General features: G+C 50.0%; 16 protein-coding genes. 12 read left to right on the plus strand and 4 right to left on the minus strand.

Annotated elements, in window-relative coordinates; all coding sequences use genetic code 11:
- Window positions 1–31: 31 nt before the first annotated feature.
- From ACYVBJ_RS11365 to ACYVBJ_RS11380, 4 genes are all read left to right on the plus strand, one after another.
- On the plus strand, window positions 32–1,054 hold the full coding sequence (locus tag ACYVBJ_RS11365; RefSeq protein ID WP_460982421.1) for a S1C family serine protease: 1,023 nt from the start codon (window positions 32–34) through the stop codon (window positions 1,052–1,054).
- Window positions 1,055–1,140: 86 nt separating this feature from the next.
- Entirely contained in the window at window positions 1,141–1,488 is a 348-nt protein-coding gene (locus ACYVBJ_RS11370; protein WP_460982422.1) for a hypothetical protein, read from the plus strand.
- 114 nt (window positions 1,489–1,602) lie between these two features.
- Window positions 1,603–1,848, plus strand: a complete 246-nt coding sequence (locus ACYVBJ_RS11375) for a MoaD/ThiS family protein (RefSeq protein WP_460982423.1) — start codon at window positions 1,603–1,605, stop codon at window positions 1,846–1,848.
- An 80-nt stretch (window positions 1,849–1,928) separates the two neighbouring features.
- Window positions 1,929–2,339, plus strand: a complete 411-nt coding sequence (locus tag ACYVBJ_RS11380) for a molybdenum cofactor biosynthesis protein MoaE (RefSeq protein ID WP_460982424.1) — start codon at window positions 1,929–1,931, stop codon at window positions 2,337–2,339.
- Between the two features lie 41 nt (window positions 2,340–2,380).
- Here ACYVBJ_RS11380 and ACYVBJ_RS11385 read toward each other — a convergent pair whose 3' ends face one another.
- Window positions 2,381–3,499, minus strand: a complete 1,119-nt coding sequence (locus ACYVBJ_RS11385) for an endonuclease/exonuclease/phosphatase family protein (RefSeq protein WP_460982425.1) — start codon at window positions 3,497–3,499, stop codon at window positions 2,381–2,383.
- 187 nt (window positions 3,500–3,686) lie between these two features.
- On the opposite strand from ACYVBJ_RS11385, the gene ACYVBJ_RS11390 reads away from it, so the two are divergent.
- From ACYVBJ_RS11390 to ACYVBJ_RS11415, 6 genes are all read left to right on the plus strand, one after another.
- Window positions 3,687–4,199 carry a ribosome maturation factor RimP gene (locus tag ACYVBJ_RS11390; protein ID WP_460982426.1) on the plus strand — a complete coding sequence of 171 codons (513 nt, stop codon included), beginning with the start codon at window positions 3,687–3,689 and terminating at the stop codon, window positions 4,197–4,199.
- A gap of 83 nt (window positions 4,200–4,282) precedes the next feature.
- Entirely contained in the window at window positions 4,283–5,527 is a 1,245-nt protein-coding gene (gene nusA, locus ACYVBJ_RS11395; RefSeq protein WP_460976465.1) for a transcription termination factor NusA, read from the plus strand.
- Between the two features lie 166 nt (window positions 5,528–5,693).
- Window positions 5,694–9,104 (plus strand): translation initiation factor IF-2, encoded by a 3,411-nt coding sequence (gene infB / locus ACYVBJ_RS11400; RefSeq protein WP_460982427.1) that lies wholly within the window; start codon window positions 5,694–5,696, stop codon window positions 9,102–9,104.
- Between the two features lie 305 nt (window positions 9,105–9,409).
- The gene (locus ACYVBJ_RS11405) at window positions 9,410–10,117 is read left to right on the plus strand and encodes a metallophosphoesterase (RefSeq protein ID WP_460982428.1); all 708 of its coding nucleotides are present in this window, start codon (window positions 9,410–9,412) and stop codon (window positions 10,115–10,117) included.
- A 152-nt stretch (window positions 10,118–10,269) separates the two neighbouring features.
- The gene (locus ACYVBJ_RS11410; protein WP_460982429.1) at window positions 10,270–12,345 is read left to right on the plus strand and encodes a BatA domain-containing protein; all 2,076 of its coding nucleotides are present in this window, start codon (window positions 10,270–10,272) and stop codon (window positions 12,343–12,345) included.
- A 111-nt stretch (window positions 12,346–12,456) separates the two neighbouring features.
- A complete protein-coding gene (locus ACYVBJ_RS11415) occupies window positions 12,457–12,972 on the plus strand; it encodes a PEGA domain-containing protein (protein WP_460982430.1) in 516 nt (171 codons plus the stop codon).
- Window positions 12,973–12,990: 18 nt separating this feature from the next.
- Here ACYVBJ_RS11415 and ACYVBJ_RS11420 read toward each other — a convergent pair whose 3' ends face one another.
- The 3 genes from ACYVBJ_RS11420 to fmt form a co-directional block, all read right to left on the minus strand.
- Window positions 12,991–13,491: a dihydrofolate reductase gene (locus ACYVBJ_RS11420; protein WP_460982431.1), complete on the minus strand. Its 501-nt coding sequence runs from the start codon at window positions 13,489–13,491 to the stop codon at window positions 12,991–12,993.
- Window positions 13,492–13,532: 41 nt separating this feature from the next.
- Window positions 13,533–14,534 (minus strand): polysaccharide deacetylase family protein, encoded by a 1,002-nt coding sequence (locus ACYVBJ_RS11425; RefSeq protein WP_460982432.1) that lies wholly within the window; start codon window positions 14,532–14,534, stop codon window positions 13,533–13,535.
- Between the two features lie 66 nt (window positions 14,535–14,600).
- Window positions 14,601–15,524: a methionyl-tRNA formyltransferase gene (gene fmt, locus ACYVBJ_RS11430; RefSeq protein ID WP_460982433.1), complete on the minus strand. Its 924-nt coding sequence runs from the start codon at window positions 15,522–15,524 to the stop codon at window positions 14,601–14,603.
- A 306-nt stretch (window positions 15,525–15,830) separates the two neighbouring features.
- Between fmt and greA the strand changes: the two genes are divergently transcribed.
- Window positions 15,831–16,304: a transcription elongation factor GreA gene (gene greA, locus ACYVBJ_RS11435; protein ID WP_460982434.1), complete on the plus strand. Its 474-nt coding sequence runs from the start codon at window positions 15,831–15,833 to the stop codon at window positions 16,302–16,304.
- 3 nt (window positions 16,305–16,307) lie between these two features.
- Window positions 16,308–16,697, plus strand: coding sequence for an HIT family protein (locus ACYVBJ_RS11440; protein ID WP_460982435.1), 390 nt, complete (start codon window positions 16,308–16,310; stop codon window positions 16,695–16,697).
- Window positions 16,698–17,257: the final 560 nt, after the last annotated feature.

The raw sequence follows: 17,257 nt of genomic DNA on the forward strand, positions 1-17,257 counted from the left end.
ATCAAAAACGGACTACCATACCTGGATAAAAATGGAAGCGAACGAGGAAAAGGATATTGAAATGGCGCTCCGAGCGTACGGAGAGCGTATTCGATTCAAACAGCGCCTGGCGGCAGTGCATGCCGGTATGGACGCCGACGCTATGCGGCAGGAGGCTGACTTATATTCGTCTGAAATCAGTCGGCCAGGCCAGCTACGCACGTTATGGCATACGTACCGTACAACCCTGGCGGTAGCAGCTACGGTAGCTGTGGTCACTACGTTCAGTACTATTTTCCTGTATCGTACCTACCAGAAAAGTCATCAGGAGCAAGAGCAGCAATACCGGCTGTTGAGCAAAGAGATTCAGGCGGTGAAGTCGTCGCAGCGCAAACTTCTCAGCGATTTTAACGGACGTGGCCGTGCCCTAACGGTTAATCCCGCGCAGGTTGCCGGGTCGGGTTTTCTGCTGACTGCCGATGGGTATTTTGTGACCAATAATCACATTGTGCGCGACGCTGATTCGGTATACGTACAAAGTGCGAAGGGAGAGGTTTATAAAGCACGCGTGGTTCATACCGATCAATTGCACGATCTGGCAATTCTGCAACTTTGCGACGATAGTGCATTTCGCTCATTACCACCCGTTCCATATAGTTTTGAAGCCCACTCCTCGGAGTTAGGCGAACGTGTATACACACTGGGCTATCCGCGTGAGGAAATCGTTTACGGTGAAGGGTATCTGAGTTCAGGTACAGGGTATCGCGGTGATACTACGGCTTATCAGGTCGCCATCAGTGTAAATCCGGGCAATTCGGGTGGGCCACTTCTCGATGAGAAGGGTAATGTAATCGGTATCATTAGCGGCAAGCAAACTACCTCCGAGGGCGTTAGTTTCGCCGTAAAAACCAACTACCTGTTCGAAGCACTTAGCGGTATTCCTGCGGATTCGTTGAAAGGACAGCCTTTACATTTGAATCGAAAGAACACCCTGGCTCGCCTACCCCGCAAACAACAGATCAAGCGGATGCAGGATTACGTGTATCAGGTGAAGGTGTTCAAGCACAAAGAGTAAACTGAGCGACTGGTCAGCCAACTGCACAAACAATCTATACGGCTGGGGGTTATACGTTGAGTACTGTACAAACAAACTCAACAGATATGAAAAAGCTCATGATACTGGCCGCTGCGCTGGTCTTTTCGGCTGCAGTAGTCACGGCACAGGATACGAAACAAAACGCTAAAGAAACCGCCCGGCAGGCTGGACGTACCGCTGATGCGGCTGGTGATAAAATCGGACGGGAAACCCGGCAGGCAGGTCGTAAAATTGGTAACGCTGCTGAAAATACGGCCGAGGACGTAAAAGATGGTACTAAAAAAGCCGGCCGGAAAGTGTCAAGAGCCGCCAAAAACACCAAGGAAGATGTTAAAGACGGTACCAACAAGGCACTCGACAAAACCGATCGGAGCCTGAAAAAAGCTGAGCGTAAGCTGGATAACTCAAAGTAATTCGGCGGACGTTCGCCATAATTAGAAAGCCATTGCCAGACCGGCGGTGGCTTTCTGACTATTTTAGCGGCTAACCAAGTTGACTAATCGCTATCCATCACCTTATTTTGATCTATGAATACAGTATCTGTGTTGCTTTTTGGCATTACGCGCGATCTGACGGGGCAGTCGATGGTTAAGGTACCGCTTCGAAACGGGGCTAGCGTGAATGAGCTATTGGCGGAAATTCATCAGCAGTATCCGGCTGTAGCTGGTATCCGGTCTTTATTAGTAGCCGTTAATGGCGAGTATGCTGAAGCGGAACAGGTGCTTTCGGGTACCGACGAAATTGCCCTTATTCCACCCGTTAGCGGAGGGTAAATACGCTTAAAACCGGCTATTATTGGGTAGTTCGCCTACGGTTGCCCTTGCCTGTTTATCTCTCCAGCCTTAATTAATTTATGATTGCTATTACCACTGACCCCATCGACGTAGCGGCAGCGTTGCAGCACCTTCAATCGGCGCAGGCGGGAGCCATTGATCTGTTTCTAGGGGTTGTGCGCGACAATACGCAGGACCGGGCCGTTGATCGACTTGAATACGAAGCATACGACCGCATGGCTATCTCGGAGATGCAGAAAATTGCGGACGAGGCAAATCGTCGCTGGCCGATTATAGGCTACACGATTATCCACCGGAAAGGGACTTTAGGGGTCGGTGAAATCGCCGTTTTGATTGGCGTGACAACCGCGCATCGGGCAGAAGCGTTCGATGCATGTCGCTATATAATCGATACCATCAAGCAAACTGTACCCATCTGGAAGAAAGAAGTGTTTACGGATGGTGAGGAATGGGTTAATGCCCATCCCTAACAGGAACGGTTGTGAAGTACACCTTCAAAGTTTTCAGCACATTACTTGATCAGATACGTGCCTACAATCGGGTAATGGTCTGAGTAGCTGATGTAATTAATGGTTTCGAAGGCCAGCACCGGAATCTTGGGGTCATGAAACTGGTGGTCGATCCGAATGAATCCCGGAAGTTTGTTGTAGGAAAAGCCAAAGCCACGTCCGGCATCCTCAAAGCTGTTAGGGAGTATACGGCGCATTCGCTCGTAAACGACGCTATACGGTGTATCATTATGGTCACCGGTTATAATAACGGGATACTGGCTTTCCCGAATGTGTCGCTGAACCTTCTCGATCTGATCACGTCGCTCAATAAACCCGGTACGTAGCGCGCTCAGTACGCCGTGGGTTTCGTGTTTGACCCCCTCTAATTCATCTTGCCGAAGCACACGTCCCACCCGAATGCCCATTGAATGCAAATGAATATTGATAACCCGGATAGTATCATTACCAATCTTGATGTTGGCCCATACGATTCCGTTGAAACCGTCGAAACTTTCGCGTCCGGAGTGGATAATGGGATACACTGAAAAGATAGCCGCCCCAATCGGGCCATCTTCTACGGTTGCATAGTCGGGGTACAATAAAACTGAGTATGGGTAACCCTCCTTTTTAAGCCGCTCAACTACGTTGTAATCTGCAATAGCCGTCGAGTTATAAAACTCCTGAAAACATTTGATGGGAGCCTCGTACCGTATGGCGTAATTGATAATGCGCCGGGCTCTGGGCGAGCTGTGGTAACGTTCCCAGGGATTGTCCAGGTTGAACGACTGCACATTGTAGCTAAACACTTTTACGGGTTTGCCATTCCCGGCAAATTCGACAGGCTCATGCCAGACAAAAGTCCGGGAGCCGAACAAGATGATACCGGCCAGTATGATTACGCCCGACAACCAGCTTCGCCAGGGGCGCGAGGTAAGCCAGAAAAGAACAAATCCCAGATTGATCAGCCAGCTAACCGGTAAGGCAATCATCATCATTCCTGCCAGCCAATGTTCCGTTGGCAGACTATACAGCAACCAGTACGTCAGGCCTGTATATAAGGCCAGCAATAAGTTGAACGACCACAACAACGACCGGAAGAAATAGGTAATGAGCTGGCCAACTCGGGTTTTTACGGTCATACTATCATCAGACAGAGGTCGATGCCTCGTTGGGGTCAAAAATAAAGCATAATGACCGGAATGCCCATAACTCCCCTTCACCGGGGTCTTGCTATCCAAGCTGAAACGTATTATCTTTGTGGCATAAAAACCATATAGCGTTGATCAAAAAAGGGAGTACGACTCCCTTTTTTGTTAGCCCTAGCTTATGGACGACAAAGGACGTATCATTGAACTTTTGCAGCCCTACCTGAACGGTGGCGATTTATATATTGTTGATGTTCAGGTTGTTGGTCGGCAGGGCGGCCGTATTAAGGTAACGATCCTGCTTGATAGCGACACCGGTATAACCATCGACGAGTGCGCCGATATTAGTCGACGGTTAGGTGTTGACATGGACGAAGGAAATTTTTTCGGTGAATCCGCATTCACACTCGAAGTTTCTTCCCCCGGCGTTGATTACCCGCTGACGTTTCCGCGTCAGTTCGTCAGGAATGTCGGGCGGCAGCTGGTCGTTACGTTAACGGATGGCACTACCCGAAAAGGGAAGTTAGAATCAGTTGCCGACAACCATATTGTGCTGGATGTGGAAGCCGAAAAGAAATCGAAGAGTAAAAAGAAGAAAGAAGCTGAATTAACGAGCGAAGCCCCGCCGATCGGCCCCACACCGATTGCCTTTGAGCAGATTAAGAAAGCGAACGTAGAAATCTCATTCAAATAGTATATCGTTTTGGTCTGTAGCCGTTTACCAACGTAACGTCTGAATCAGGAGGAAAAGCGTATACCTATAAACTACCAGTAAAAATGACCAGTGGATTATTAATCGAATCGTTTGCCGATTTCGCCCGGTCGAAAAATATTGATCGGCCCACCATGATCGCCATTCTGGAAGAAGTCTTCCGGACGATGATTCGTAAAAAATACGGTACTGACGAAAATTTTGACGTAATCATCAACGCTGAGAGCGGTGACCTGGAGATGTGGCGTACGCGCGAAATCGTGGACGACGACTCCGAAGATATTTGGGACTACGATAAAATTCCCCTCGCTGAAGCGCGCCGAATTCAGGACGACTTTGAAGTAGGTGAGCAGGTCGCCGAAGAAGTCAAACTGGAAGATTTCGGTCGTCGGGTTGTACAGACGGCCCGCCAGACGCTGATTCAGAAGATAAAGGACATGGAGAAAGAACTCCTTTATCAAAAATACAAAGATCAGGTCGGCGATTTGGTCAGCGCCGAAGTATACCAGTTGTTGAAGCACGAAATCATTCTGGTCGATTCGGAAAACAACGAGCTAAGCTTACCACGGACCGAGCAGATTTCTAAAGATCGGTATCGCAAGGGAGAAGCCGTGAAAGCCGTGATTAGCCGGGTTGAAATGATCAACGGCACACCTAAAATTGTGCTGTCCCGTACGTCGCCCGTATTCCTGGAACGCTTGTTTGAGATTGAAGTCCCCGAAATCTACGATGGCTTAATTTCGATACGGAAGATTGTTCGTGAACCTGGCGAACGGGCTAAAGTTGCCGTTGAATCGTATGACGATCGCATCGACCCGGTAGGCGCTTGCGTTGGCATGAAAGGCTCCCGTATTCACGGTATCGTTCGCGAACTGGGCAACGAGAATATTGACGTAATCAACTACACCGAAAATCTTGAACTGCTGATTAGTCGTGCGCTTAGTCCGGCCAAGATCAGTTCAATGCAGATTGATCGTGAAGCCAAACGGGTATCTGTTTTCTTAAAGCCTGATCAGGTATCGCTGGCAATCGGTAAAGGCGGTCAAAACATCAAACTGGCCGGGCGGTTAGTAGATATGGAGATTGACGTCTTCCGCGATAATGAAGGCCAGGAGGACGACGAAGACGTTGACCTGATGGAGTTCTCGGATGAAATCGACGAGTGGATGATTGAGGAGCTGCGTAAAGTAGGACTCGACACCGCTAAGAGCGTACTTGCTTTAAATAAAGAAGAGTTGGTACGTCGAACGGACCTGGAAGAAGATACTGTTGAAGAGATTCTGAGTATCCTGCGCCAGGAGTTTGAGTAAGTTTTGATTGAAGAGTTTAGTATGAATGAAGAGACATAAAGGACAGCCTCGTTCTTCATTTCACTTTATTCAGTACCCATTCTCTTGATTAAGGGATTTTTATTGCACTAACTGTTGTTCATACCATATCAACAACCATTAAATTTGCCGAATATAGACCGAACGTATGGCAGAAGATAAGTCAATGCGCCTAAGCCAAGTGGCAAAAATTCTCAACACGGGGACATCCTCGGTTGTGAGTCGTCTGTCTGCCAAAGGGTTTAAGGTCGATAGTAACCCTAACACCAAACTCAACATGGAACAGTTGGAGGTGTTAGCGAAGGAGTATAAATCTACGGAACTCCTGAACGGAGCTCGCCGGTCCGAACCGTCGGTTGCGGTCGCTGAGCCACCGCGTCGTCAGGAGGAAGATGTTATTTTGTACCGTCGTGATGACGCAGGTCGTCCCATTGTGGACGCTAAAGCTGATCAGAGCCGATCTGCCGGCCCTGTTGACGCACCGAAAGCGGCTCCTGCAACCGAGCCGCAGCCATCTCCACAACATGTTCAAACAGGCCTTCCTGGTTTGAAAGTCATTGGTAAGATTGATTTAAACGCAAAGCCGGCGCCAAAACCAGCGCCTGCTCCGGAAGCTAAGGCTCCAGCTCCTCAGGAGGTGAAGCCAGCGCCAGCAGCTAAGCCTGTCGAAAGTCGTGCTGTTACGAGTGGTGCGGAAACGCCCCCTGCGGATACTGCTAAGCCTGTTGCTCCGCAAGTTCCGGTAGAAGCGCCAAAACCAGCGCCTGCCGAGCCTGTTGAAGCAAAATCAATACCTGCACCTGCACAGCCTGTTACGTCTACACCACGTCCGGCTGAGGTGCCTGTACAGCTTAAGGCCGAGACCCCAGTGGTTGAAACACCGAAGCCAGCGCAGCCGCAACCAGCGGTTCAGCCTGAACCACCTAAAGCAGCTTCACCAGCTCCGGCGGTTGAAGCACCGAAGCCAGCTGTTAATCCGACGACTGTAGAAAACAAGCCTCCCCGTCAGGAGAATCATCCTGCCGAACGGCCGCAGCCAAAGGTTGAAGCCGCAGAGGTTAAACCGGCTTCTCCGGCATCCGCTGATGAGCCGGCCGAACAAACCGAAACCATTCGGGCAGCGGGCAGTCACCAGTTAGGTGGACTGAAAATTTTAGGTAAGATTGAGTTGCCCGTCAACAATCCCCGTCAGGGAGGTGGTGGCGGAAGCAATGCCGATAAAAAGAAACGGAAACGCATCCGGGGAGGTCGCGAAGGTGCCGTAGGTGGCACTGGCCAACCGAATCAGCAGGGTGGACAGCCACAAGGTCAGGGCGGTAACAATCCGCGTAATGATCGTGGCCCACGCGATGGTCAGAACGACCGTGGACCAGCTAACCGCGTTCAGGGCGACCGGCCGCAGGGTGATCGGAATCAGACGGCTGGTCAGCGCGATGGAAACCGTCCGCAGAACCAGGGTGACCGTAACCAGGCTCCCGCTAACCGGGCTGGAGGCAATACGCCGAATCAGGGCCAGGGAGGTGGTAATAACAATGCCAACCGCGGTGGTCAGGGTAATGCGAACAACGCTGGTAATAACCGGAATGCTGGTAACAACCAGAACCGGGGTGGTGGCAACAATGCCAATCGCGGTGGTAACCGTCGCGAAGCGCCAACGCAGGCGGATGTTCGGAAAGCAATCCAGCAGACCAACGCCCGAATGCAGGGTAACCAGCCCAATCGGGGTGCTGATCGCCGACGTGACCGCCGGAACCAGCGGGAGGAAGACCGCCGGTTGTTAAACGAACAGGAGGAACTCGAAGCAAAGATCCTGAAAGTAACCGAGTTTGTATCAGCCAATGATCTGGCTTCGTTGATGGACGTATCAATTAACGAAGTTATTTCGGTCTGTCTGAACCTCGGTATGTTCGTATCGATCAACCAACGGCTGGACGCCGAAGCAATCACCGTCATTGCCGATGAATTTGGCTACGATGTTCAGTTCATTTCGGCTGAAGACGAAACTGAAGCAGGCGTTGTCGTTGAAGCCGATGAGCCTGAAGATCTCCAGCCACGCGCACCGATCGTAACGATCATGGGCCACGTTGACCACGGTAAAACGTCGTTGCTTGACTACATCCGTCGGGCTAAAGTAGCCGCTGGTGAAGCCGGGGGGATTACGCAGCACATTGGTGCCTACAGCGTAAAAACCAACGACGATCGGATGATTACGTTCCTGGATACACCGGGTCACGAAGCCTTTACGGCCATGCGGGCACGGGGTGCGAAAGTAACGGACGTAGTAATCATTGTGATTGCCGCTGACGATAGCATTATGCCGCAAACGCGTGAGGCCATCAACCACGCTCAGGTAGCGGGTGTGCCCATCGTGTTTGCGTTCTCGAAAGTTGATAAGCCAGGTGCCGACGCTGAAAAGATCCGTACAGAGCTGGCAGCGATGAACATGCTGGTTGAAGAATGGGGTGGTAAGTATCAGGCCCAGGAAATTTCGTCGAAGTCCGGGATGGGCGTTGACGATCTGCTTGAGAAAGTTTTGCTGGAAGCCGAACTCCTCGAACTGAAAGCAAATCCTGATCGTCGGGCACTGGGTACCGTCATCGAAGCCTCGCTCGACAAAGGCCGTGGATACGTATCGACGGTACTGGTTGAAAACGGTACGCTTCGTCAGGGGGACATTATGCTGGTAGGTGCGCACTATGGTCGTATCCGGGCCATGACTAATGACCGTGGCGAACGCATTAAAGAAGCGGGTCCATCGACACCTGTACAGATTCTGGGCTTGCCCGGCGCTCCGCAGGCGGGTGATAAGTTCAACGTAATGGAAACCGAACGGGAAGCCCGTGAAATCGCCAACAAGCGTGAACAGCTTCTCCGTGAGCAAACGTTACGTACTCGCAAGCACATTACGCTCGAAGAGATTGGCCGACGCAAAGCGATTGGTACGTTCAAAGAGCTGAACGTGATTGTGAAAGGTGACGTGGATGGTTCTGTCGAAGCGTTGTCTGACTCGCTGTTGCAGCTTTCGACGGAAGAGGTTCAGGTGAACATCATCCACAAAGCGGTGGGACAGATTTCTGAATCGGATGTTCTGCTGGCTTCTGCATCTGATGCGGTTATTGTTGGCTTCCAGGTTCGTCCGTCCTCCAGCGCTCGCCGTCTGGCTGAACAGGAACAGATCGAAATTCGACTTTACTCGATCATCTACGACGCCATCAACGAAGTGAAAGACGCTATGGAGGGGCTGTTGGCACCGACTGTAGAGGAAGTGGTCGTTGGTAACGTTGAAGTACGCGAGGTGTTTAAAATCAGTAAGGTAGGTACCGTAGCCGGTTGCTACGTAACCGACGGCCTCTTGAAGCGGAACAACAAAATTCGGATTATCCGCGACTTCATTGTCGTGCATACCGGTGAGATCAGCGCGCTGAAACGCTTCAAAGATGATGTAAACGAAGTTCGATCAGGCTACGAGTGTGGCTTGAGCATCAAAAACTTTAATGACATTGAAGTTGGCGACGTAATCGAAAGCTTCGAGCTGAAGGAAGTAAAGCGGACATTATAAATTAGCAGGAGTTGATACAGCCCCCATCAAGCCAAAAGCGGATGGGGGCTTTTTTATGCACTCTGCATAGGTGCCGGAATGGATTGAGTGAACGGCACGAGGGGCGGCTTTCCGTATTTAATGAGATAAATGGATAAGCGAAGATATATGTTGGTAAGAACGCTCTGTCCGCTTATCTTGAACTAGTTTGCGAAATGGCTTTAGTACCACTAATCAGTACAGCGTATTGATACAACGTCTAAAAAATCTTTCTAGACAGACCTGTTTAAGCACTATAGCCTTATAAAGCCATAAAATTGAATTTCATGAAGCTTGTTACCATTAGCGATATTCACGGGCGGAGTGACTGGGTACACGTCGACGTAGCTTCTTATGATCGGGTTATTTTCCTGGGTGATTACGTGGATAGTCATTCAATTAACGACGGGGTTATCCTCAATAACTTGCAGCAGATTATTCAGCTAAAGCAACGGTATGCCGAAAAAGTTGTCCTTCTGATTGGCAACCATGATGCCCAGTACATGCACTACCCGAATTATAGCTGCTCGGGGTTCCGGCAGTCCATGCAACGGGAACTAACGACCTTGTTCACCGAGAATCGGTCGTTGTTTCAAATCGCGTATCAGGCCAGAAACTACCTGTTCACCCACGCTGGTGTAACAAACAACTGGTTGACCGCCTGTAAGCGACGCTTAAGAAAATCAACGATTGGATCGGCGCTGGACGATACGGCTGCATTGGCGAATGGGCTGAATCGGATGTATACGACTTCGGCTACTCAGCCGATTTTGTTTGAGGTAGCACCGGCCCGGGGCGGAGATGATCCGTTTAGCGGTCCGGTTTGGGCCGATCGCTCGGAAACGCGCAGGGATTACCTCCGTGAATTTCACCAGATAGTAGGCCATACGCCCACGCAGGAGTTTATAACTGTCGGCGACGAAACAAGTTCTATTACGTACGCCGATATATTAGAGTATGAACGTGCTTTTTATGAGGTTCAAATACCTGACTAAACTAACATCGATAAACCAAAGGCCGCGGCTTAAGCGTTTATATTAAAACGTCATAAGTCATTACTTGTCATTCGTTACAGCGCCCATACTACCTGTTGGATGACCACAAAATGGCCCATAATGACCTTTAATGACTATTTACTACCCGCTGAATGAGTTTTTTATATCCGTCCTTTTTGTTTGGCCTGCTGGCTGTTTCAGTACCCATTGCCATTCATTTGTTTAACTTTCGCCGGACGCGTCGGGTGTTTTTCACCAACGTAGCGCTGTTGCGGACCGTACAAACCGAAACAAAATCGTTTCGGCGCCTAAAGCACTGGTTAATTCTGGCCGCGCGGTGCCTGTTTCTGGCTTGTCTGGTCCTGGCGTTTGCGCAACCGTTTCTGCCGAGCAAAAACAAGCTGGGTTTATCCCGGCAAGGGGTGACGAGCTTGTACGTTGATAATTCGTTCAGTATGCAGAACGAACGTAACGAGAAGCGCTATCTCGATATTGCCACGGGCAAACTAGACGAGCTGCTAACGCTATTTCGTAACGCAACGTCCCTGCAATTACTCACCAACGATTTTTCGGCGGCCGAACAGCAGGCGGGTACGGCCGAATCAGTACGTGATCGGGTTACGGCCATACGGTTTGCGCATACGCCACGAACGCTCGAAACCGTATATCGTCGGCAACGTAATCTGCTGTCGAGCCTGAATCCCGGCGGGAGAAATCAGCTATTCTGGTTTGCTGATTTTCAAAAGAGCACAGTTGGCGACTTGTCCCGGCTACAGATCGATACGACTGATCGGTTGTTCATTGTGCCCTTAGAGGCACAGGCTACAAAAAACGTGTACGTCGATTCGGTTTGGCTCAGTACGCCGTTCATTCGGGAAATGCAGAACAACAGCCTGAATGTTAAACTAAGCAATGGTGGTCGCGAAAACGTTAAGAACCTGCCTATACGGTTGTATCTCGATGATACGCAGACATCCACTGCTTCGGCTACATTACCGCCGGATGGGTCGGCAACCGTCTCGCTGAATTTCAACGTAACGTCGAAAGGCTATCACCGCGGCCGGATTGTGTTTGAAGATTACCCCATTACGTTCGACAACCAGTATTTCTTTGTGATCGAAGCGTCACCGGCAGTACGTGTACTGCACCTGTTCGAGCAGAAAGCACCCCGAGATTATGTCGATGCGGTTTACTCCAACGATAGTTTATTCGTTCGGCGGAGTTTCAGCGCTCAAAACTTTGATGTTGGTCAGCTTAAAGAAACGGATCTGGTGGTGCTGGAGGGCGTAAATCAGATTAGCGGAACGTTGCGTAGTGAACTGGAACGGTTTGTACGGCAGGGGGGGAGCCTGGCCGTAATTCCGCCCGCTACCCCTGACGTTGCGTCGTATGGGCCATTCCTGAGTGCTCTGGGCATTGGCAGCCTACAAACTATACCATCAGCAGCCGCTACCGGAGCCGCCCAAATACCCGTGGCTGATCCTGACCGACGCAATCCGTTTTTTCAGGATGTGTTCCAGCAGAGTTATCAGTCGGAGCCGTTGAATATGCCCAGTGTTTCACCCGTCTGGCGGTGGAACGGAGGTAACCGCCTGCTGACGCTGCGCGACGGAAATCCATTGCTCACTCAGCTGCGCGCCGGTAATCAGGGTAACGTGTACATACTAGCTAATCCACTGGCTTCTCAATACGGAAATCTGGCCGAGCATGCGCTGTTTGTTCCGATCATGTATAAGATGGCGGCTCTGAGTGTAAAGGCCCAGCGAACGGCGTATTCATTCGACGAAAACGTAGTAACGGTTCCGGTCAGTAATGCCTCTGAACGAGCCGTATACAAACTGAAGCGGGATAAACTCGAGATCATTCCTATCCAGCGAACCGTGGGTAACCAGCTCGTGCTGGAAATGCCCAAGAGCAACGAGTTAGCGGCCGGGCAGGAGGTTGAAGCGGGTTATTATGCGTTGCAACTCAACGGGAAGACTGAACGGCTGTTAGCCTTCAACCACGGTAATCAGGAGTCGGCGATGAACTTCTATTCGGCCGACGAACTGCGTCGCGCCTTTGCCAATCAGCCCAACGTTGAGGTGTTCGACAGCATTCAGGACGGTGACTTTGTGCAGGTGCTGGAGCAGGAGAACCTGGGCAAAAGTTTGTGGAAGTATTTCCTGATCGCTGCCTTAGGCTTCCTGTTACTGGAAGTCGGCTTGGTGCGATTCATGAAGGGGTAATTTTGAAGTATATATTGTTAAAATTATTAACCTATGTAACCGCTTAGGTTTATTGTATTTCCTCACATTTAACAATATACTTGCCTCATAAATATGTTTATCTAAACCTTTATGAAGCCTTCTAAAATTCGCTTGCTTCCACTGGCGCTTGCGGCTCTTATCCTGCTGGAAAGCTGTGCCAGTTCGACCGTGATCCAGTCAAATCCGAGCGGTGCAAAAGTGTATTTGAATAGTGCTTACGTTGGCACGACACCCTATACCCACACCGACACAAAAATTGTAGGAGCCACTACGTATGTTCGTTTAGAGAAAGAAGGCTACCAGCAACTAAATACGTCGTTTTCAAGAGACGAAAAAGCCGATGCAGGTGCTATTATTGGTGGATTGTTTCTATTGTTTCCATTTCTTTGGACAATGAAGTACGATCCTTTTCGAACCTACGAACTTATTCCAGCTTCTGGTGCAGATACCCCAGCAGTGACTCCTATGCCTCTCGCCAATGACCAGTCGGTATCTAGTTCGAAAGCAATACGGTTGCGAGATCTTAAGAAGTTGTTAGACGATGGTATCTTGACGAAAGAGGAATACGAAAAAGAAAAAAAGAAGGTTCTTGATTCGGATAAATAACACGAAGCGGCCAGCAAACTACTGGCCGCTTTTTCGTTCATACTCGACGAAATCAAAGGCCGCTTCGTGCCGATCATCAGCGGGGTGAGGCTGTCGGATAACCTCCTGCCAATCCGCTCTGTCGAACGACGGAAACGAAGCGTCGCCTTCATACGCTTTATGAATTTCGGTGAGGTAAAGCGTTGTGGCGACGGGTAAGGCCATGGCGTATATTTCTGAACCACCTATCACAAAAATCTCCTCCTCGTTCACGGCTTTCGCCTGGGCAAGCGCGTCTTCCAGCGTGTGCACAACCACTATGCCTTCGGCCGTAAAGCTCTTGTTCCGGGTGATAACAATATTGGTACGGTTCTTTAATGGCTTCCCTAAAGCTTCCAGCGACTTCCGGCCCATAATGATTGGGTGGTGGCTTGTTTTGCGCTTAAAAAAGGCAAAATCGTCGGGTAAGTGCCAGGGCAAGTCATTGTTGCGGCCAATAATGCCGTTTTGGGCAACGGCTGAAATAAGGCTTATCTTCATGATAATTAAGTGAATACGTAAAGAAGCGAAAGACGTAACGTTTATTCACTCTTGCCTATCTTTTTGCGTCGTTCCGTCAGCTCCCGCCAGGTCGTGACAATAATGCCTTCTTTGTCAACGAACGCTTTAAGCGCCGGGTCCATCATCGCAAGCATATCCCCTTTACGGGTAACGCCCGAGCCGCTGATTTGGTCGAAAGTTGGCGTCGGTGCGGTGCAGTGCATAATAACGTACGTCAGACCAGGTTGAGCTGATTTCAAGAGCTCGATAAATTTTTGGGTTTTGTACGTCTGTAAACTTCCGTCGGTAGTGGCCGTGCCAGCGGATGGTGTCCAGCCGTAGCTGGTGCCGTCGAGGTCATCCAGGACGGGCAACCCCGCATCCCACAGTTGCTGACCAACCTGTTTCAGCAACTGCTGCTGACTAGTTGGTATGTTATTGGCCTTCGCAATTAGGGAAGCGTGACCGCCGGGAAACAGAATTGGTATTTTCTCTTCAAGGGCGAGTTTAACGTAGATCGGCATAAACTTAGGCTGGAAGAGCGTTCCCATGTGCGAATCTATGTGCGTGGGCTGTAGGCCGAACGCGCGATAGCGTGCCAACTGCGCCCGAATCTCGGCATCTACGTCAGCAGGCGATGCGTGCTGAACAACCTGCTCTACCGAGTGCCAGAAAGCTCCCTGCTCATCGTAAAGACCCGGTGCCTTATCCCGACCGACCAGAGGTGACCACCGGTACCCATTCCACTCCGACGTCAGCGTCAGATGAACACCCGCGTCCAGATTGGGATGCTGCTTTACGTACTCGAAAAATTGGGGCACCCAGCTGCAGGGCATCATCACGCTGGTTGAACTGGCAATGCCTTTGTCAAGCGCATTGATCGTGCCGACGTTCGATTCGTAGCTCATACCAGCGTCGTCTACGTGGAATATGACGACTTTTTTGCCTTTTGGAAAACCTAATTTCTCGGCATAGGTTTCGGTTTGCGCCTGTGTGCCTGTCCAGGTAAGGCAGAGCATAAAAAGAAGTAAGTACACTTTCATAGGGGTAAGGAATTGTCAAGGTGAAAAGGGTTCGGGTGAGTTGGCAACGCTAACTCACCCGTTTTTTTAAAGCCGGTTACCCCGTAAAAACTCCTCGGTGGTCATGCGTCGTTTGCCTTCGGCCTGTAACTGATCAACTGACAGCCAACCATCGGCCGCTTTAATCAGGATTGTCTTTTTAATATCCGTAAACGCTTCACCCACTTCGGCGGCAAAAGGCGATTCATTAGCCAATGACACACTATAGATCTTGAAAAACTTACCGTTGATTGTGGTCCAGGCGGCCGGGTAGGGCGATAAGCCTCGTACGAAGTTACGGATAACATGAGCCGACTGGTTCCAGTTGATTTCGGTAGTCTCCCGGTTTAGTTTAGGCGCTGGTTTCAGATCGTCGGCGGCTGGCTGCGGAATGCGTGGGTAATCTCCTGCTTCAATAGCCCGGACGGTTTTCAAAACCAGATCGGCACCCCGTTCCATCAGCCGATCGTGTACCGTACCGGCCGTATCGTTGGGGTAGATGGGCTCGTGATCCTGGAATATCATCTGGCCTGTATCAATCTCTTTTTCGATAAAGAACGTAGTGACACCAGTTTCGGTCTCTCCGTTAATGATGGCCCAGTTGATGGGAGCCGCCCCCCGGTATTGCGGTAATAATGAACCATGCAAATTGAACGTGCCGATGGTAGGCAGAGCCCAGACGACCTCCGGAAGCATCCGGAAGGCAACCACTACCTGCAGGTCGGCTTCGAAGCTGGCGAGTTGCTCCAGAAACGCTGGATCACGTAACTTTTCGGGTTGAAGGACAGGTAAGTTAGCCGCTTCAGCCGCTTTTTTTACGGGTGAAGGCAACAACTGTAATCCACGCCCTGAAGGCCGGTCGGGAGCCGTTACAACGGCAACAACATTACAGCCTGCTCCGAGCAGTCGTTGCAGACTGGCGACGGCAAAATCGGGGGTACCCATGAAGACGATGCGAAGCGGTTGCGGCATGAATCAATAAATCGGTTTTTTATGAGCAAATCAGCTACGTATTGAAATAGCCGGGAAGTATTTCTATTTTTGTCTCGAAGACGTGTTGCTCCGAATACGTCGCGTCAGCTTATGATCGACCGAAAAATGGCTCTGCCTATGCGACGAGCAAATTATCATACCCCTAAACCGCTCGCTACGGTAATTCGTCGGCGACACTGACGCGGCTGCAAAGAAAACCAATTTGGTTGCAGAACGGTCGGTGTACCGTTTTTTTGTTTTTAAGGAGCGCTCAAAACCAATGTGAAAAACGAATTAGTAAGTATTATGGGAAAAATTTCATATTACACCGAAGAAGGACTTAACCGGCTCAAAGCTGAACTAAGTGAGCTGAAAACAAAAGGTCGGGCCGAAATTGCCCGCCAGATTGCCGAAGCTCGTGATAAAGGCGACTTGAGCGAAAATGCCGAGTACGATGCTGCCAAGGATGCGCAGGGCCTGCATGAATTGAAAATCTCGAAGCTCGAAGAAGTGCTGGCCAACGCCCGTATTCTCGACGAGTCGACCATTGATACGTCGCAGGTATCGGTACTGTCGAAGGTGAAGATCAAAAATAAAAAGAACGGTGCCGAAATGAATTATACACTGGTTTCGGAAGAAGAAGCTGACCTGAAAGCGGGCCGGATCTCAGTCGGTTCGCCCATCGGCAAAGGTCTGTTAGGCAAGAAGGTTGGCGACGTTGCCGAAATCAAAGTACCCGCCGGGGTTATGGAGTTTGAAGTAGTCGAAATAGCTCGCTAAACTATGCCTTCTATCTTCTCGCGTATCGTTGCTGGTGAGATTCCGTCGTATAAAATCGCCGAAACGGACGACTATTTCGCGTTTCTGGATATAATGCCGACGACTACGGGACACACGCTTGTAATTCCTAAGAAAGAAGTAGACTACATCTTTGATCTGGACGACGAGCTGTACGTCGGCTTGATGGCGTTTGCCAAAAAAGTGGGGACGGCCGTTGAAAAGGCGGTGCCCTGCCAACGTATCGGTATCGCCGTTGTGGGCTTAGAGGTTCCCCATGCGCACGTGCACCTGATTCCGCTCAACTCGATGGCCGATATGAATTTCAACAACAAGATGAAGCCAAGCCAGGACGAGCTTGCGGCAACCGCCGAGAAAATTCGGAGTTTTCTGTAACTCAGTCAGGACACTAAATAAGACGACAAACGGCGACGCTATTACGTAATGGCGTCGCCGTTTTTGATTATCTGTCTCTCTACATATAGCGGTTTGGTAGTGTCTCAGTTTGAAATCTTTTGCCGATACCAAAGGATAAGAAACAGGCTCATCCATATAGATAAACACAAAGCTTTACCCCAGCCCCTTTCTAAAATGTTACCGACTACCGCCACGAAGCATATAGCGGCATGGAGCAGCCAGAACCATTTCTTTAAAGGGTTGGGTAAAACATAATAAATTAGGATGTCTACTGTAATCAGCAAAAGCTGAACCAGTGCTACAAGTAAAGGCATTACAATGTTTTCAAACTGAGCCACTACCAGCGGTTTAGTAGAACTGTGGATCTACTGTTTCAGACAAAGATGTACTGAACTACGTAACGTAAACGTACCCACCAAAGCCGATACGATCAGATCACCGACCGTCAACTCTTTGCTTTTGCGGAAAGTCCGCATATGGTTGTAATCGTGAAATAACTGATTTGCTCCATTCAGGTCACAAAGCGCCCTAAATGGATA

It is taken from the genome of Spirosoma fluminis, assembly GCF_054778895.1.

Bases quoted from the DNA above. Each gene is read 5' to 3' on its own strand.
- fmt (WP_460982433.1), bottom strand. From the start codon at position 15,524: ATGCCGCAACCGCTTCGCATCGTCTTCATGGGTACCCCCGATTTTGCC.
- nusA (WP_460976465.1), top strand. From the start codon at position 4,283: ATGACCAGTGGATTATTAATCGAATCGTTTGCCGATTTCGCCCGGTCG.
- ACYVBJ_RS11420 (WP_460982431.1), bottom strand. From the start codon at position 13,491: ATGAAGATAAGCCTTATTTCAGCCGTTGCCCAAAACGGCATTATTGGC.
- ACYVBJ_RS11375 (WP_460982423.1), top strand. From the start codon at position 1,603: ATGAATACAGTATCTGTGTTGCTTTTTGGCATTACGCGCGATCTGACG.
- ACYVBJ_RS11370 (WP_460982422.1), top strand. From the start codon at position 1,141: ATGAAAAAGCTCATGATACTGGCCGCTGCGCTGGTCTTTTCGGCTGCA.
- infB (WP_460982427.1), top strand. From the start codon at position 5,694: ATGGCAGAAGATAAGTCAATGCGCCTAAGCCAAGTGGCAAAAATTCTC.
- ACYVBJ_RS11410 (WP_460982429.1), top strand. From the start codon at position 10,270: ATGAGTTTTTTATATCCGTCCTTTTTGTTTGGCCTGCTGGCTGTTTCA.
- ACYVBJ_RS11415 (WP_460982430.1), top strand. From the start codon at position 12,457: ATGAAGCCTTCTAAAATTCGCTTGCTTCCACTGGCGCTTGCGGCTCTT.
- ACYVBJ_RS11425 (WP_460982432.1), bottom strand. From the start codon at position 14,534: ATGAAAGTGTACTTACTTCTTTTTATGCTCTGCCTTACCTGGACAGGC.
- ACYVBJ_RS11385 (WP_460982425.1), bottom strand. From the start codon at position 3,499: ATGACCGTAAAAACCCGAGTTGGCCAGCTCATTACCTATTTCTTCCGG.
- ACYVBJ_RS11440 (WP_460982435.1), top strand. From the start codon at position 16,308: ATGCCTTCTATCTTCTCGCGTATCGTTGCTGGTGAGATTCCGTCGTAT.
- ACYVBJ_RS11405 (WP_460982428.1), top strand. From the start codon at position 9,410: ATGAAGCTTGTTACCATTAGCGATATTCACGGGCGGAGTGACTGGGTA.
- ACYVBJ_RS11380 (WP_460982424.1), top strand. From the start codon at position 1,929: ATGATTGCTATTACCACTGACCCCATCGACGTAGCGGCAGCGTTGCAG.
- ACYVBJ_RS11390 (WP_460982426.1), top strand. From the start codon at position 3,687: ATGGACGACAAAGGACGTATCATTGAACTTTTGCAGCCCTACCTGAAC.
- greA (WP_460982434.1), top strand. From the start codon at position 15,831: ATGGGAAAAATTTCATATTACACCGAAGAAGGACTTAACCGGCTCAAA.
- ACYVBJ_RS11365 (WP_460982421.1), top strand. From the start codon at position 32: ATGGAAGCGAACGAGGAAAAGGATATTGAAATGGCGCTCCGAGCGTAC.